Origin of the sequence: Streptomyces sp. NPDC006879, from assembly GCF_042869595.1 — a bacterium.
Classification (GTDB): Bacteria; Actinomycetota; Actinomycetes; order Streptomycetales; family Streptomycetaceae; genus Streptomyces.
Map to the genome: position 1 here is coordinate 68,944 of NZ_JBIAGC010000018.1, position 13,803 is coordinate 82,746.

Below are 13,803 nucleotides of genomic sequence, written 5' to 3' on the forward strand. Positions count from 1 at the left end.
TCCGCACTCCTTCGTGACGTGCGCTGTGGTGGGTGCCCATCAGCCCCGCCTGGTCCGCTGACGGGTGATGTGTCGGGTGTCCAGTCCGGACAGGCCGCGTACCGCCACGTAGGCCTTCTCCCGGGCCGGGAGGGAGACCCGGCCGCGCAGGACCGCTTCCGGCTCGCGTTCGATGCGGTCGAGCAGTCGACGGTAGATGCCGGCCATGGCGGCGACGCAGGCGCCGCTGCGGCGGTCCAGCAGGGGGAGCAGCCGGTATCCCTCAGCGAACAGGGCACGGGCCCGGCGTACTTCATAGTGCACCAGCCCTGCGAAGTCCGAGCCGGCAGGCAGACGTTCACTCGCGAACCCTTCGGAGCAGCCGAACTTGGCGAGGTCCTCAGCGGGAAGGTAGGTCCGTCCGTTTCCGGCGTCCTCACGAACGTCCCTGAGGATGTTGGTGAGTTGAAGGGCGAGTCCCAGGGTGTCGGCGTACTCGGGGGCGCGTTCGGCTCCGGGTGCGCCGGGCTGGGTGCCGAACACGCCGAGCGAGAGGCGCCCGATGGCTCCGGCGACACACCGGCAGTAGACCTTGAGGTCGTCCCAGCTCTCGTAAGTTTCACCGCGGACGTCCATCAAGACGCCGTCGATGAGTTCGTCGAGTCCGGCCAGGGGGATGGGGAACCGCCGACCGGCGTCAGTGAGGGCCACCGCGACCGGGTCGGTGTCGTCCTGTGCCACCTCGCCCTCGCGGATCCGTTTGAGCAGGGCCCGGGTCTCCTCCAGGCGGACCTGTTTCACCTCGGACGCCAGGGTGCCGTCGCCGATGTCGTCGACGCGACGGGAGAAGGCGTACAGGGCCGACATCGCCTGTCGCTTGTCGGTCGGCAACAGCCTGATGCCATAGGCGAAGTTGCGTGCCTGTGATCCGGTGACGGCCTCGCAGTAGCTGTATGCGGCGAGTACCGGTGCGGACGCGTTTAGTTGGCCCTCCACGGTGGGGCTCACCCCTTTCTCGGCGCAGTGCGCAGGACGGCGCCCACCTCGCGGAGCAGGCTGAGCTTGGTGGGCTTGGGCGGACCGGGAAGGACGTCGAAGCCGGCGGACTTGATGGCGGTGAGTGCTGCGCGTCCACCGCCGGTGAATCCGGCCAGGAGCAGCCGGAGTCTGCCGTGGACGCTACCCACCAGGGGGATGCCTTCATCCAGGAGCCGGTGGGCGCGTTCCGCCTCGAAGGCGACTAGGGCGCGCACCGATGCGCCGGCATGAGGCGCGGCCAGTGACTCCTCGTCGACGTGGAAGCGGCGCAGGTCCTCCGCCGGGAGGTACACACGGCCGCGCGCCAGGTCCTCGGCGACATCCTGGAGGTGCTCGACGATCTGGAGTGCGGTGCAGACGGCGTCGGAGCGTCGGATCCGTTCCGGGCTCGCGGTGCCGGTGATCGCGAGGACGAGGCGACCGACCGGATTGGCGGAGAGCGCGCAGTATCCGAGCAGGTCCTCGTACGTCTCGTAGCGCATGACCCTCTGGTCCACACGGTTGGCCTCGATGAGACCGAGGAACGGTTCGGGCGTGAGCTGGTGTCGGGTCACCACCGGCTGCAAGGTGCGCAGGATGGGGTGGCGGGGGGTGCCGTCGAAGACTCTCAGCAGGTCCGCTTCGACGGCGTCGAGCATCACCAGACGGTCATCTGCCCCGGCGGCTTGCACGCCGAGCAGTTCCGCGTCCGCGCCGCCCGGGGCGAGGTCGCCGTCGCCGATGTCGTCGACCAGGCGCGCGTACCCGTACACCGCCATCAGGTCGGCGCGCCAGGCCCTTGGCAGGAAGAAGGGGGCCACCGGGAAGTTCTCGTCCGCGGCCTTGTCGAGAGTGGCGATCTCATGCGTGTCGGGCCGGGTCGGTCGCGTCTCGGTCACCGCCCGCCGCCCGCCGCGGGGACGGCCTGAGCGCCGCGGGACCGGAGACTTCCCATCGCCATTGCCGTCACATCTCCCGTTCTACACTGCCGACCAAATACATCCTATTTCGGACACGCCGCCGGTCAGCCCCCGGGCGGGACGCCGTCGGGCAGAGCCGAGGGGTATCACCCCACTTGCGGCGAATCAGCACCGCTACAGCTTACGTTGTACAACGCCATTCGGTGCGCGTGGGTGTTCGCCGCATCGCAAAAGGCCCCCACCGCCGGTGAGCGGCGAGGGCCCTCGGGGCGGTTCCGCCCGCGTCACGCCCGAAACCGGGCTACTTCCCGGTCTCCTTCTCGTACGCCCTGACGACCTCGTCCGTAGGACCGTCCATCAAGAGTTCGCCCTTTTCCAGCCACAGGACCCGGTCACAGGTGTCCCTGATGGACTTGTTGCTGTGGCTGACCAGGAAGACGGTGCCCGCTTCCTTGCGTAGCTCGCGGATGCGCTGCTCCGAGCGGATCTGGAACTTCCGGTCACCGGTGGCCAGTGCCTCGTCGATCATCAGCACGTCGTGGTCCTTGGCGGCGGCGATCGAGAAGCGCAGACGCGCCGCCATGCCGGAGGAGTAGGTACGCATCGGCAGGGTGATGAAATCGCCCTTCTCGTTGATCCCGGAGAAGTCGACGATGCCCTGGTAGCGCTCGCGGATCTCCTCGCGGCTCATCCCCATGGCCAGCCCTCCGAGCATCACGTTGCGCTCGCCGGTGAGGTCGTTCATGAGGGCCGCGTTCACGCCGAGCAGCGAGGGCTGTCCGTCCGTGTAGACCCGGCCCTTCTCGGTGGGCAACAGGCCGGCGATGGCACGCAGCAGGGTCGACTTGCCGGATCCGTTGGTGCCGATGAGACCGATGGCCTCACCGCGGTAGGCGGTGAAGGAGACCCCGCGCACCGCGTGCACCTTGCGCACGCCGCGGGACTCGTTGGCCTTGCCGCGGCGGAGGATCTTGTTGAGCGCCGCGGTGGCGCTGCCCTTGCCGCCGCCACCGGCGTTCACCCGGTAGACGATGTGCACACCGTCGGCGATCACCGTGGGGATGCGGCCCCCACCCTGGTCGAAGTTGACGTCAGCCACGGCCGTAGCGCTCCTCAGCCTTCCAGAAGTACACGAAGCCCAGCAGACCGGCCACCGCGGCCCAGCCGAGGGCGAAGAGCCATACGTGCGGCGGCAGCTGGGCTTGGGTGTAGCCGTCGATGATCGCGAAACGGACGAGGTCCATGTAGATCGCCGCGGGGTTCCACTGGAGGATGTCCGCGATCCAGGCGGGCTGCTCCGCCAGCATCAGGGGGATGGAGAACATCACGCCCGAGGCGTACATCCAGGTGCGCATGACGAACGGCATCAACTGGGCCAGGTCCGGGGTCTTGGCGCCGAGCCGGGCGAAGATCAACGCGAGGCCGGTGTTGAAGAGGAACTGCAGGCTCAGCGCCGGCAGCACCAGGAGCCAGGAGAGTGTGGGGTAGCTGCCGAAGCCCACGGCGACCGCGAAGACCACGATCATCGAGTACATCAGCTGCTGGAGCTGCTGGAGGGCGAAGGAGATGGGGAGCGAGGCACGTGGGAAGTGCAGCGCCCGGACCAGCCCGAGGTTGCCGGAGATGGCTCGGACACCGGCCATCACCGAACTCTGGGTGAAGGTGAAGACGAAGATCCCGGCCACCAGGAAGGGGATGTATACCTCGCGTTCCATCCCCCGGTCGGCCTTCAGGATCAGGCCGAAGATCAGGAAGTACACGAGCGCGTTGAGGAGCGGGGTGGCCACCTGCCAGAGCTGGCCGAGCTTCGCCTGACTGTACTGGGCCATCAGCTTGGCCTGGGAGAAGGCCAGGATGAAGTGGCGCCGACCCCACAGCTGCCGGACGTACTCGGCGAGGCCTGGGCGGGCACCGCTCACCGACAGGCCGTACTTCGCGGCGAGCTCGGCCGGGGTCAGCCCGGCGTCCGGCGACGGCGGCGCACTCGTGGCGAGCGCGCCGTCATGGGTTGAGTCACTCACAAGCTGAAACTTTCGTCTTCACATTGCGGGGCCGGTGGGCATCAGCCCGGCCTGATCCGACAGGTGCGTCGGAAGTGGCCGGGCCGGTGCCCATGGTCTCAGAAACGAGCTTGTCAGATGACGGGCGGTCGGCCCAGCCGGGTCAGCCTCCAGACCGTCCGCCACCTCATCGGGCGGCGCGGCCCGCAGGCGGAGGTCCAACCCTCTCGAAACCCACTGAACCAGGCCTTCATGGCCGGGCCGCCGGGCCTGCGCAGCAAGGTCAACAGCAGCCACACGCCGAGGTAGACCGGGATGATCAGCGCCGGCAGGTTGCGACGGGCCAGCCACACCCGGTTACGTGCCACCATGCGATGGTAGACGGCGTGCCGGGAGGGTTCGGTGGTCGGGTGGTGGAGCACCATGTCGGCCCGGTAGTCGATGCGCCAGCCGGCGTCGAGCGCCCGCCAGGCCAGGTCGGTCTCCTCGTGCGCGTAGAAGAACTCCCCGGGCAGGCCACCGACCTGCTCGAACACCTTCGTCCGCACGGCGCTCGCGCCGCCGAGGAAGGTCGTCACCCGGGAGGAACGCATCGGGTCGGAGGCCCGCAGTCGCGGGACGTGCCGTCGCTGGGTGAGGCCGGTGTCCGGGTCCGCGATGCGGAAGCTGACGATGCCCAGCCGCGGATCGGCGGCGAAGGCCTGCCGGCACAGCTGCGCGGTGTCGGCGCGCGGCAGCAGCCCGTCGTCGTCGAGGAACAACACGACATCCACCTCGCTGGCGCCGGCCCCGAAGGCCTCGATGCCGGCGTTGCGGCCCCCGGGGATGCCCAGGTTCTCCGGGAGGTCGACCGTGCGCACCCCTGGCGGAACGGGTCCCACCGGGGCGCCGTTCCCGACGACCACGACCTCGACGGGATCGCCCTCCTGGCGGGCCACCGAGTCGATCAGCGCCTTGAGCTCCTCGGGCCGGTTTCCCATCGTGATGATGACCGCCCCGACCTTGAGGGGGGAGCTCGCGCCCTGGATCGTCATTTCAGCCTGCTGGAGGCGAGGATCGACACGAGGTGCAGCAGCGTCTGGAGCACCGCGATGCCGGCCAGGACCGCGATGCCCAGGCGGGTGAAGTACAAGTCCCCCTGGAGCATGTCGAGGACCGCCACGGCCAGGATGAACAGGCTGGCTTCGATGCCGCCGACCAGCCGGTGGAACTTCAGCGCAGCCGCCGCCCGACGGGCCAGCGCGAGCCCCGAGGACCGCGGCACCGAGGCCTCGTCCTTGACCGCCGGAAGGCCGCTACGGGTGCGGGCCACGTCGACCAGGTCGGTCTCCGCCTTGATCAGGATCGCGCCGAGTGCCGCCACGGTTCCCAGGAAGGCCCACATCCAGTTGGTCTGTGCGCCCTGCTGGTGGAACAGGTCGGCGCCGCGCAGGCCGAAGCCGACGAGGAGTGCCGCCTCGCACAGGTAGTGGCCGATCCGGTCCAGGTAGACACCGGTGATCGAGGTCTGGCCGCGCCAGCGGGCCACCTCGCCGTCGACGCAGTCGAGCAGGAGGTAGACCTGGAAGAGCACGGCCGCCAACACGGCGCCGGACAGCCCGGGAATGAGTAGGGCCGCTCCGCCGAGGACCCCGACGACCACCATGAGGTAGGTCAACTGGTTCGGCGTCACGCGGGTGTTCACCAGGTACGGATCGATGTGCAGCGAGAGCTCGCGCATGTACAGGCGCCCGGCCCAGTGCTCACCGCTGCGCCGGTCCTTCACGCCCTCGGGGTGAACGACCGGACGCAGTTCAGCTACTGATGGTCTTGGCATAGTCAGCGTAAGCGTCCCTGATCTCGTCTGCGGGCAGGTTGAGGTGTTCCAGGACCGTGAAGCGTCCCGGTCGGGTCTGCGGCGCGTACTCCACGGCCCGCACGAACTCCTCCACGGTGAAACCGATCTCCTCGGGCAACACCGGAAGTCCGTGACCGCGCAGCACATCGGCGAAGAGCGCCGCGTCCTCCCGGGCACCTCGCAGGTGCATGGCGAAGGCGGCGCCGATGCCCACCTGCTCGCCGTGGAGCGCCGAACGCCCCGGGTAGAGCAGGTCGAAGGCATGGCTGATCTCGTGGCAGGCACCCGAGGACGGGCGGGAGTCACCACTGATCGACATGGCGATGCCGGAGAGGACCAGCGCCTCCGCGAGCACCGTGAGGAACTCGTCGTCGCCCACCCCACCGGGGTGGCGCAGCACCGATTCCCCGGCGGTGCGGGCCATGGCGGCGGCCAGCCCGTCCACCGGCTCCCCGGTGACCCGGTGTGAGAGCTCCCAGTCCGCGATCGCGGAGATGTTGGAGATCGCGTCGCCGATGCCGGAGCGGATGAACCGCACCGGGGCGTCCCTGATCACATCGAGGTCGATGACCATGGCGATGGGCGTGGGGACGCCGTAGGAGCCTCGCCCGTTGTCGTTGTCGAGGATCGAGACCGGCGAGCAGATGCCGTCGTGGGAGAGGTTCGTGGCCACGGCGACCATGGGCAGGCCGACCCGGGCCGCGGCGTACTTCGCCACGTCGATGATCTTCCCTCCGCCCAGGCCGACCACCGCGTCGTAGCGCTTGCCCTTGATACCGTCGGCGAGACGGACCGCCGAGTCGATGGTTCCGTCGATCACCGGGTACCAGTCGGCGGCGGGGAGCTGGGGAGCCAGCTTGGCGCGCAGCGCCTGGCCCGATCCGCCGCTGATCGCGATGGCGAGCTTGCCGGACGCGGAGATCCGCTGGTCGGCCAGCAGGTCGCCCAGCTGGTCCATCGCCCTGCCGCTGATGTCGACGACGACGGGCGAGGGGATGAGCCGGGTCAGTACTGGCATGCGATCTGCCGGCCCTTCGCGAGGTCCTCGTGGTTGTCGATCTCCACCCAGCTGACCTCTCCGATCGGGGCCACGTCCACGGTGAAGCCGCGGTGCACGAGCTCCTGGTAGCCGTCCTCGTAGTAGAGGTCGGGGTCGCGCTCGAAGGTGGCCTTCAGTGCGTCGGCCAGCTCGGCGGCGGCCTCGGCCTCGATCAGGGTGACACCGATGTACTCGCCGGTGGCGCTGGCGGGGTCCATCAGCTTGGTGATCTTCTGGACTCCCTTGCCCTCGGCGGTGACGACCTTCATCTCCTCCTCGGCGAGCTGCTTGACGGTGTCGAGGGCGAGGATGATCTTCTGGCCGTTGCCGCGCGCGGCAAGGAGGGTCTTCTCCACCGAGACCGGGTGCACGGTGTCACCGTTGGCGAGGATGACGCCCTGCTTGAGGACATCGCGGGCACACCACAGGGAGTAGGCGTTGTTCCACTCCTCGGCCTTGTCGTTGTCGATGAGGGTCAACTTCAGGCCGTACTTGGCCTCCAGGGCGGCCTGACGCTCGTACACGGCCTCCTTGCGGTAGCCGACGACGACGGCCACCTCGGTCAGGCCCACCTCGGCGAAGTTGCCCAGGGTCAGGTCGAGGACCGTGAGGCTCTCCTCCTGACCCTCCGGGCCCACTGGCACGAGGGCCTTGGGGAGGGTGTCGGTGTAGGGGCGCAGACGCCGCCCGGCACCGGCTGCGAGTACGAGGCCGATCATGCTGCTTCTCCTTCGTCATGTACGGCGGGTGCTCCGGAGGACACCCAGAAGCGGATGCTCTCGACGAGCACCAGCAGGGCCACGGCCACGGCGAGGGCCGTGAGCGCGACGGGAAAGTCGGTACGGGGCGTGAGCACGGCGGCGAGCACCACGACCAGCAGCACCCGCCCCTCGTGGCCGCCGATAGCCCGCGTCAGCCAGCGGGGGGGCGCACCGGTGCCCCCGCGGATGCGGTACACCGTGTCGTAGTGATGGTAGGCGACCGCCGCAACCAAGCCGAAAGCAGCCGGAAGGGCTCCGTTCACCTCCGCTTTGACGGCGAGGATCAGGATCGTCACGTATTCGGCCGCCCGGAACAGCGGGGGCATCAACCAGTCCAGTGCGCCCTTGAGCGGTCGCCCCACCGCCACTCCGGCGCACAGGGCGTACCCCAGCGCCGCGGCGACGGTGAGGGGAGCGCCGTACCTGAGCGCCCCCACGGTCCCGAGGAGGGCGAGGGCCCCGACGACGGCGATCACCAGGCGACCGCCGAACGCGGGACGACCGAGCGTCAGGGCCGCGGTCTCGGCGAGCGGGCCGGAATCGGCGAGGTCGGCCAGCGCCTGTGCGGCCCGGTCCGTCCGGTTGGCCTTGCGGGTCAGGGAGCGCAGCACCCGGCCCGCGGTGGTGTAGAGGGCGGCGAACGCGCAGCCGACCAGCAGGGCGTAGAAGGTGATGCGCGGGGTGGTGAGGGCGGTGAGTAGCGCGATCAGCGCCCAGCGCTCACCGATGGGCAGCACGATCATGCGCCGGAGCCAGACCGTCCAGCCGAGGCCGTCCAAGCGGTCGGAGAGGGCTGCGGTGGGGCTGGTGTTGGCGGTGGCGTCGTGGTTGGCCTCGTTGAAGGCGAAGTCCACGACATGACGGCAGGTCATGAGGACCATCGCGCCGAGCGCGAGGACCCATACATCGTCTCCGTCGCGGGCCGCGCCGAGCGCGAGGCCCGCGTAGAAGGCGTACTCCTTGGCCCGGTCGAAGGTCGCGTCGAGCCACGCCCCGAGGGTGGAGTACTGAAGCGAGTAACGGGCCAGCTGGCCGTCGGTGCAGTCCAGCACGAAGGAGAAGATCAGCAGCACGCCGGCCGCCACGTAGCCGCTCCGGCTGCCGGTGGCCGCGCAGCCGGCGGCGATCAGTGCGGTGATCAGGGAGGCGGTGGTGACCTGGTTGGGTGTCAGGCCGCGGCGGGAGCACCAGCGGGCCAGGTAGCGCGAGTAGGGGCTGATGCAGAAGGTGGTGAAGAAGCCGTCGCGGGACTTCACCGCGGTCCGCAGCCGGACCGCTTCGCCGTCGACGGCGGCCAGGGCCCCTTCGGCTTCGGCCCGTCCGCGGGCGTCGAGGGGGACGGCCGCGACCAGGGGGCCCAGTTCGGGGCGGTGGACGGGGACGCCCTCGGCCTGAAGGGCCTGGGCGAGGCCGTCGGGCAGGGTGCCGGCGTGCAGGTCGGGCTCAGCGGCGGCGCGGGCGAGTGCGGCGCGGGCTGGACCGTGGACACTGAGCGCGCCGGGGACCGCACAGGCTTCGAAGCGCGGATCGGTCAGGGCCAGGCGCAGTGCGTGGGTGTGGCCGACGAAGCGACTGTCCACCACGGCCACCCGCTCCTGGCTGGGCAGGGCGTCGAGGACGATGCCGGCGTCCCAGGGGGCAGGGGCGTGCCGCACATCGAAGCCGAGCAGGCGTAGTTCGCCCTCGATCGGCGATCCGGGTACCGGCGGACCGGTGAGGATGGCGGTCGGCAGACGAACTCACTCCTTGGTACGGGCGCCCCGAGCTGGGGGCCTGGCGGCACGTCGGCAGAGGCTATCGGATGAATCGGAGCGAGCGTTCACCACGTGTTTACGCCTGGGAACGGCACTGGCTCACCGCAGGGCGCTTGGCTCACCGCCGAACGCTGATCATCATGGTCGATTGGCGCGCACCCCGACAAATGCGGGGGTTTCCGCAGGTCAGCGCAGATGACAACGGTGGTCAGCATCGCGTTGACAGATACCCCCCACCCCTATCTACTGGATGGGTGAGAACGCGCCAAGCATGACGAATCCGGAGGTACTGGACATGGCGAAGGACCACGCCCCCACGGCCCCCGAGCCTCGTGGTACAGCAGCAGCCGCACACCGTGGACGACTGCGCCTGGCCCTCGGCATCACCGCGAGCGTGATGGTGGCCGAGATCCTGGGCGGGGTGATCACCGGCTCACTGGCACTGGTGGCCGACGCGGCGCATATGGCCACGGACGCCCTGGGCCTGTCCATGGCCCTGCTCGCCATTCACTTCGCCTCCCGACCCGCCACCGCCGGGCGCACGTTCGGCCTGGCGCGCGCGGAGATCCTGGCCGCCCTCGCGAACTGCCTGCTCCTGCTCGCGGTCGGCGGCTACGTGCTCTACGAGGCCGTGGGGCGCTTCTTCGAGCCCGCCGCGGTCGCCGGTGGGCCGGTACTCGCCTTCGGGACCGTCGGACTGGCAGCCAACCTCGTCTCCCTGGGGCTGCTCCTGCGCGGCCAGAAGGAGAGCCTCAACGTGCGGGGCGCCTTCCTGGAGGTGATGGCGGACGCCCTGGGATCGGTCGCCGTACTGGTCTCCGCCGTGATCATCATGACCACCGGCTGGCAGGCGGCCGATCCGATCGCCTCTCTCGCCATCGGGCTGATGATCGTGCCACGCACGCTCAGACTGCTGCGTGAAACCCTGGACGTGCTGATGGAGTCCGCCCCCAGGGGTCTCGACGTCCGGGAGGTCCGGGCCCACCTGCTCGCCGCCGAGGGTGTCGAGGAGGTACACGACCTGCACGCCTGGACCATCGCCTCGGGACGGCCGGTGCTATCCGCCCATGTGGTGCGCTCCGAGGACCGGTCGACCACCCTCGACACGGACGCCGGCCAACTCCTGCGGGAGCTTCGAGAGTGCGCCACCAATCACTTCGCGATGGAGCACAGCACCTTTCAGGTGGAGCCGTCCGGGCATGCGCGCACCGAGAACGGGCTCTGCGCCTGAAGGCACCGCCGGCGCCTCACGCAACCGACAAGCGCGGTTCGCCGGGCATTCGAGCGGGCGCACGTCCTCGGTCACCCATACGCCCATCACCCCGACGACCATGACCCCGCCGAGGTCGACCACCCCCCTCAGGGGGGATACTTCGTACAGGTGTGCGGCGATTCCAGTGACGTCCCCCCGGGCACCATCAGGTATCCAGCGGCCTTCGAAAGCGTCGCGTTGGTGGGGGGGGGGGGGGGGGCCCCGGCCCCCCCCCCCCCCCCCCCCCCCCCCCCCCACCACAGCGACATCGGCCGGCACGTCCGGGCGAAGTGCGGACAAGCCGCATTTGTACGGCAGACTGAAGGCCGAAGACCGATTTGAAGGATGGTTAATGCCGACCACACCAGCCACCGTGGCGCACAGCTCCTCCACCGGCACCGCCCCTCTGCCGATCATGCTTGAACTGGTCGACGAGGACGGCAACACCATCGGCACGGCGGAGAAGCTCTCCGCGCACCAGGCTCCCGGCCAGTTGCACCGGGCGTTCTCGGTGTTCCTCTTCGACGAGGAGGGACGACTGCTCCTGCAACGCCGCGCAGCCGGGAAGTACCACTCCCCCGGCGTCTGGTCCAACACCTGCTGCGGCCATCCGTACCCCGACGAGTCCCCCTTCGCCGCGGCGGCCCGCCGTACCCACGAGGAGCTCGGCCTGTCCCCCTCGCTCCTGGCCGAGGCCGGAACGGTGCGGTACAACCATCCAGATCCGGCCTCGGGCCTGGTCGAGCAGGAGTACAACCACCTCTTCGTGGGACTGGCCCAGTCCACGCTGCGCCCGGATCCGACGGAGATCGACGAGACGGCGTTCGTGACAGCTCGGGAACTGGACGAGCGCCACGCGAAGGAGCCTTTTTCAGCCTGGTTCATGACCGTGCTGGACGCCGCACGGCCGGCCATCCGTGAGTTGACCGCAGACGCCGCCGGCTGGTAGCCACTTCCGCCCTCAGGACGGGCGGCCGGCGAGCGGCAGAGCCGCCCAGATGACCTTGCCTCCGCTGGCGGTGTGCTCCACGTTGCAGACACCGCCGGCCTCGGTGGTGATCTCACGCACCAGTAGCAGCCCACGGCCGCCGGTCTGACTGAAGTCGGCCTCCAGGGCCTTGGGGCGGTACGGGTGGTTGTCCTCGACGGCCACCCGTACCCAGGCGGGGCCGATCGCCACTTCCACGGCGACCTCGGGCGAGAGCAGTGCCGCATGGCGCACCGAGTTGGTGACCAGCTCCGAGACGATCAACAAGAGGGCGAAGTCGAGGTCCTCGGTGACCGGTACGCCTTGCCTTGCGATCAGATCGCGAACCGCGTGCCGGGCCTGCGGAACGGATTCTTCAGTCGCAGGCGCCGTGAACCTCCACACGCCTTCGTACGACGGGGGCCCGGTCACCGCGGGGTCCTGACCTTGGCCGGGCGGGATGCTCCCGCGGATGTCCATGTTCCGGTCCCCGCCGTCGCGCTCGATGGTCTCCACGCGATCCAGTGTGGGAAAGCGTGCCTACAGGCCACCTAGCTGACAAGAATTCAGCAGCTAAAAAGCGGATTCTGATCGAGCGCGCATAACTCTGTTATTTATTCGAATCCTTTTGGCGCCATCCAGCATTCTTTTGAGCCACCGCTCCCCCGGCTCCGAACTCGTCCCCGTCCCCCTCGGTCACCATCCGCAGCACGCGCCGAGCGCCCACACCCAGCGCGATCAGACTGAGTCCGTCGAAGAGCAGGGCCAGGGAGAAGAAGGCGCCGATGACGTACCGGCTGTTGTCGGGCCACCCCGCCAGCACCAGCACGCCCAGGAGGATCCCGAAGGCGCCCTGCACCAGCGTGAGCCCGAAGTGCGGCCCGCGCACCACGAGGGCACCGGCCAGCCGGAAGATGCCTGCCGTCAAGAAGAGCAGCGCCGCGAACATGGTCAGCGCCTCGGCGCTCGCCTCGGGCTGCCGCAGGATCACCACACCGGCCGCGATGTTGACGGCCGCCACCACCACAGCCAGCCAGAAGTAGTTGCTCCTGCGCGACTGAACCGCCTGGAGCAGCCCGACCACGCCGCCGATGAGCAGCAGCCAGCCGAAGAGGAACATCGAGGTGAGGGTGGCCAGGCCGGTGTAGACCAGACCGACCAGTCCGGCGACCACCAGGACGGCTCCGAGCACGGCGAGCCAGCCGAAGCTGCGCCTGAGCTTTCGCCCCTGGCGCTCGGCATCAGTACCCGCCCCGCTCGTCGAAGCGTCCAAAGACCCTTCGGGGCGGGGGTCGGCAGGAATCTCGGCCATCAGCGCTTCTCCATCCCAGCGCCCCCCTACCGGACTCCCCGATCATAGGTTTGGCGGCCGGGGATAGCATCCGGCGCATGGAACGCCGCACCCAGAGTCAGGCATCCGACCTTCCGGAGCCCGAAGGCCGTCCCGGCGACGCCGTACGCCCACTCCCAGCGGGCCAGCAGCGGGCGGAGCTGCTGCACACCCTCGCCGACGGCATCGCCACCGTGGTCATCCACCATCCGGCGAAACGCAACGCGATGACCGCCGCCATGTGGAGGCAGCTGCCCCGCCTGCTGGCGGATCTGGCCGCCGAACCCACCCTGCGCGCCCTGGTCCTCACCGGGGCCGACGGGACCTTCTGCGCGGGCGCGGACATCTCCGCCCTCGCCCCTTCCCGTTCCCGCGACGAGGAGGATCACGCGGTCGAGGAGCCGGAGGAGGACACCAAGGACCTGGCGCGATACGCCGAGGAGGCCCTGGCCGCATTCCCCCGGCCGACACTGGCCGCGATCCGCGGGTACTGCGTGGGGGGCGGCTCCCAGTTGGCTGGAGCCTGCGACCTACGGTTCGCCGAGGAGGGCGCGCTCTTTGGGATCACCCCGGCCAAGCTCGGCATCGTCTACCCGTCATCCTCGACCCGACGGCTGGTCGCCCTCGTCGGTCCGGCGACCGCCAAGTACCTCCTCTTCTCCGGTGAGCTGATCGACGCCGCGCGAGCGCTGCGGACCGGTCTGGTGGACGAGGTGCTTGCGATCGGCGAACTCGACCGCCGGGTAGCGGAGTTCACCCGCGTCCTGGCGTCCCGCTCGCGACTGACCCAGTCAGCGGCCAAGGAGTTCGCCGACGGGCGCACCGACCGGGACGCCTACTGGGCGGCACAGGCCAGCGCCAGTACCGATACCGCCGAGGGGGTCGCCGCCTTCCTGGAACGCCGACCACCGCGGTTCTCCTGGCCGCAGGGTTGACGGGATCGCCCC

Annotated in this window: 13 protein-coding genes and 1 pseudogene; 3 read left to right on the plus strand and 11 right to left on the minus strand. The window is 69.5% G+C overall.

Annotation, left to right across the window (positions count from 1 at the left end; translation table 11 throughout):
* Positions 1-39: 39 nt before the first annotated feature.
* From hpnD to ACFYMC_RS16335, 9 genes are all read right to left on the minus strand, one after another.
* Complete coding sequence (gene hpnD / locus ACFYMC_RS16295) at positions 40-987, minus strand: presqualene diphosphate synthase HpnD (RefSeq protein ID WP_388524847.1); 948 nt, start codon at positions 985-987, stop codon at positions 40-42.
* Positions 984-1,895 carry a squalene synthase HpnC gene (gene hpnC, locus ACFYMC_RS16300; RefSeq protein WP_388524850.1) on the minus strand — a complete coding sequence of 304 codons (912 nt, stop codon included), beginning with the start codon at positions 1,893-1,895 and terminating at the stop codon, positions 984-986. The genes hpnD and hpnC overlap by 4 nt, the downstream gene beginning before the upstream one ends.
* A 322-nt stretch (positions 1,896-2,217) precedes the next feature.
* Positions 2,218-3,015, minus strand: coding sequence for an ABC transporter ATP-binding protein (locus ACFYMC_RS16305; RefSeq protein WP_388524853.1), 798 nt, complete (start codon positions 3,013-3,015; stop codon positions 2,218-2,220).
* Positions 3,008-3,937, minus strand: a complete 930-nt coding sequence (locus tag ACFYMC_RS16310; protein WP_388524856.1) for an ABC transporter permease — start codon at positions 3,935-3,937, stop codon at positions 3,008-3,010. Before ACFYMC_RS16310 ends, ACFYMC_RS16305 begins: the two co-directional genes overlap by 8 nt.
* A gap of 113 nt (positions 3,938-4,050) precedes the next feature.
* Positions 4,051-4,950: a glycosyltransferase family 2 protein gene (locus ACFYMC_RS16315; RefSeq protein WP_388524859.1), complete on the minus strand. Its 900-nt coding sequence runs from the start codon at positions 4,948-4,950 to the stop codon at positions 4,051-4,053.
* Entirely contained in the window at positions 4,947-5,732 is a 786-nt protein-coding gene (locus ACFYMC_RS16320; protein ID WP_388524862.1) for a CDP-alcohol phosphatidyltransferase family protein, read from the minus strand. The genes ACFYMC_RS16315 and ACFYMC_RS16320 overlap by 4 nt, the downstream gene beginning before the upstream one ends.
* Positions 5,710-6,771: an iron-containing alcohol dehydrogenase family protein gene (locus ACFYMC_RS16325; protein ID WP_388524864.1), complete on the minus strand. Its 1,062-nt coding sequence runs from the start codon at positions 6,769-6,771 to the stop codon at positions 5,710-5,712. The genes ACFYMC_RS16320 and ACFYMC_RS16325 overlap by 23 nt, the downstream gene beginning before the upstream one ends.
* Complete coding sequence (locus ACFYMC_RS16330; RefSeq protein WP_388524867.1) at positions 6,759-7,511, minus strand: sugar phosphate nucleotidyltransferase; 753 nt, start codon at positions 7,509-7,511, stop codon at positions 6,759-6,761. Before ACFYMC_RS16330 ends, ACFYMC_RS16325 begins: the two co-directional genes overlap by 13 nt.
* Positions 7,508-9,286 (minus strand): DUF5941 domain-containing protein, encoded by a 1,779-nt coding sequence (locus ACFYMC_RS16335; RefSeq protein WP_388524967.1) that lies wholly within the window; start codon positions 9,284-9,286, stop codon positions 7,508-7,510. Before ACFYMC_RS16335 ends, ACFYMC_RS16330 begins: the two co-directional genes overlap by 4 nt.
* Before the next feature lie 306 nt (positions 9,287-9,592).
* On the opposite strand from ACFYMC_RS16335, the pseudogene ACFYMC_RS16340 reads away from it, so the two are divergent.
* Together ACFYMC_RS16340 and idi are read left to right on the plus strand one after the other, a co-directional pair.
* Positions 9,593-10,538, plus strand: a pseudogene (locus ACFYMC_RS16340) (cation diffusion facilitator family transporter); the annotation flags it as partial.
* 373 nt (positions 10,539-10,911) lie between these two features.
* The gene (gene idi, locus ACFYMC_RS16345; protein WP_388524870.1) at positions 10,912-11,508 is read left to right on the plus strand and encodes an isopentenyl-diphosphate Delta-isomerase; all 597 of its coding nucleotides are present in this window, start codon (positions 10,912-10,914) and stop codon (positions 11,506-11,508) included.
* A 12-nt stretch (positions 11,509-11,520) separates the two neighbouring features.
* Here idi and ACFYMC_RS16350 read toward each other — a convergent pair whose 3' ends face one another.
* Both ACFYMC_RS16350 and ACFYMC_RS16355 read right to left on the minus strand, forming a co-directional pair.
* On the minus strand, positions 11,521-12,006 hold the full coding sequence (locus tag ACFYMC_RS16350; protein WP_388524969.1) for an ATP-binding protein: 486 nt from the start codon (positions 12,004-12,006) through the stop codon (positions 11,521-11,523).
* 130 nt (positions 12,007-12,136) lie between these two features.
* Positions 12,137-12,838, minus strand: a complete 702-nt coding sequence (locus tag ACFYMC_RS16355) for an HdeD family acid-resistance protein (protein ID WP_388524873.1) — start codon at positions 12,836-12,838, stop codon at positions 12,137-12,139.
* A gap of 77 nt (positions 12,839-12,915) precedes the next feature.
* Between ACFYMC_RS16355 and ACFYMC_RS16360 the strand changes: the two genes are divergently transcribed.
* Entirely contained in the window at positions 12,916-13,791 is an 876-nt protein-coding gene (locus ACFYMC_RS16360) for an enoyl-CoA hydratase/isomerase family protein (protein ID WP_388524875.1), read from the plus strand.
* The last annotated feature ends 12 nt before the right edge of the window (positions 13,792-13,803 follow it).